Genomic DNA, 1,640 nt, shown 5'->3' with positions numbered 1-1,640 from the left:
CGGCGCCGGGGTGCGGAAGCGGAGTTCGACGCCGAGCGAGCGGCAGCGCTCGTGCAGGATCTCCAGGAGCCTGCGCCGGCCGAGGGCGGCGAAGCCGTGGCCGCCGGAGGTGTGCCGGGTGCCGCGGTGCACGATGTCGATGTCGTCCCAGCGCACGAAGTCCCGTTGCATCGCCTCGTACACGACCGGGTCGGCGTGCTCGATCCCGCCGAGCGTCTCGTCGGAGAGCACCACGCCGAACCCGAAGGTGTCGTCCGGTGCGTTGCGCTCGAAGACGGTGATCTCGCGGGCCGGACCGAGCCGTTTGAGCAGGGCGGCCGCGTACAGGCCGCCGGGGCCGCCGCCTATGATCGCCACGCGCATCCGGAGGTCACCTCCCCTGCCACTTCGGCGGGCGCTTCTCGGTGAAGGCCGCGTGGAACTCGGCGTAGTCCTCGCCGTTCATCAGCAGGGCCTGGGTGGCGGCGTCCAGTTCGACGGCGGCCGACAGCGGCATGTCCAGCTCGGCGGTGAGCAGGGCCTTGGTCTGGGCGTGCGCGAGGGCGGGGCCGTCGGCCAGGCGGCGGGCCAGGTCCCGGGCGGCCTCGTCGGCGCGGCCCTCGTCGGTGAGCAGGCTGATCAGGCCGATCCGCTCCGCCTCGGGCGCCCGCACCGGCTCGCCCAGCATCAGCAGCCGGGTGGCGTGGCCGAGGCCGACCACCCGGGGCAGCAGATAGGCGGCGCCCATGTCGCCGCCGGACAGGCCGACCCGGGTGAAGAGGAACGCGAAGCGGGCGCTGGGGTCCGCCACCCGGAAGTCGGCGGCGAGCGCGAGCACGGCCCCGGCGCCCGCGGCGACTCCGTGCACCGCGGCGATCACCGGGAAGGGGCACTCGCGTACGGCCCTGACGACCTGGCCGGTCATCCGGTTGAAATCCAGCAGTTCGGCGGTGTCCATGCTCAGGGTGGCGCCGATGATCTCGTCGACGTCGCCGCCCGAGCAGAAGCCCCGGCCCTCGCCGGCCAGCACCAGCGCGCGCACGGCCCGCTCACGGGACAGCTCGGCGAGGAGGTCGCGCAGGTCGGCGTAGGCGCCGAAGGTGAGCGCGTTGAGCTTGTCGGGGCGGGCGAGGGTGACGGTGGCGACGCCGTCGTCGAGATCGAGGCGCAGGTGCCGCCAGGGGGAGGTGCGGGCGGCGGAGCCGGTGAAGGGACTCATGACGTACGGCCTCCTCGGGGGACTGCCTCTGCCGGTGCCTCGCCGGCCCGCCGGGCTCCGACCCGGACCCGCCGGCCGACTCTGCTCTGCTCTGCTCTGCTCTGCTCCCGAAGCTATCACCTGTTCGTGACTGTCGTCACGAGTGCGCGATAGAGGCCGTGACAATGTGGCCGGTACCCGCCGGTACCCGTCGCTTCGTCACGGCTCGTCAATAGCGCGGTAACGAGCGGAGCGGGCAGGGGAAAGGCGCCGTTTCCCCGGGTAGGCCCTCCCCTGCCGGGGCCCGGGTGGCCGCGGGCGGAGGCCACCGAATCCCTCGGAGAACGGCACCCGTACCATTCCTGAGACCGAAAGCAGGACAGCCTGATGGCCGCCACTGGGACGCCCTGCGCCATGAACGGACACACCTTGCACGAAGCCCCCTCTGCCTCCTGGCGCGTCG

The 1,640-nt window shown here is 73.0% G+C and carries 2 protein-coding genes; both read right to left on the bottom strand.

Going from position 1 to position 1,640, the window contains the following annotated elements; genetic code table 11:
• Window positions 1–363: NAD(P)-binding protein (locus IE249_RS37180; RefSeq protein WP_229858383.1), on the bottom strand; the 363-nt coding region annotated here is incomplete at its 3' end.
• Window positions 364–370: 7 nt separating this feature from the next.
• Entirely contained in the window at window positions 371–1,198 is an 828-nt protein-coding gene (locus IE249_RS13700; protein WP_189705083.1) for an enoyl-CoA hydratase family protein, read from the bottom strand.
• Window positions 1,199–1,640 lie beyond the last annotated feature (442 nt).

The organism is Streptomyces anandii JCM 4720 (assembly GCF_014650655.1).
Taxonomy (GTDB): domain Bacteria; phylum Actinomycetota; class Actinomycetes; order Streptomycetales; family Streptomycetaceae; genus Streptomyces; species Streptomyces anandii.
Note: the sequence above shows the minus strand (reverse complement) of the source record. Positions and strands in the feature narration are given on the sequence as shown.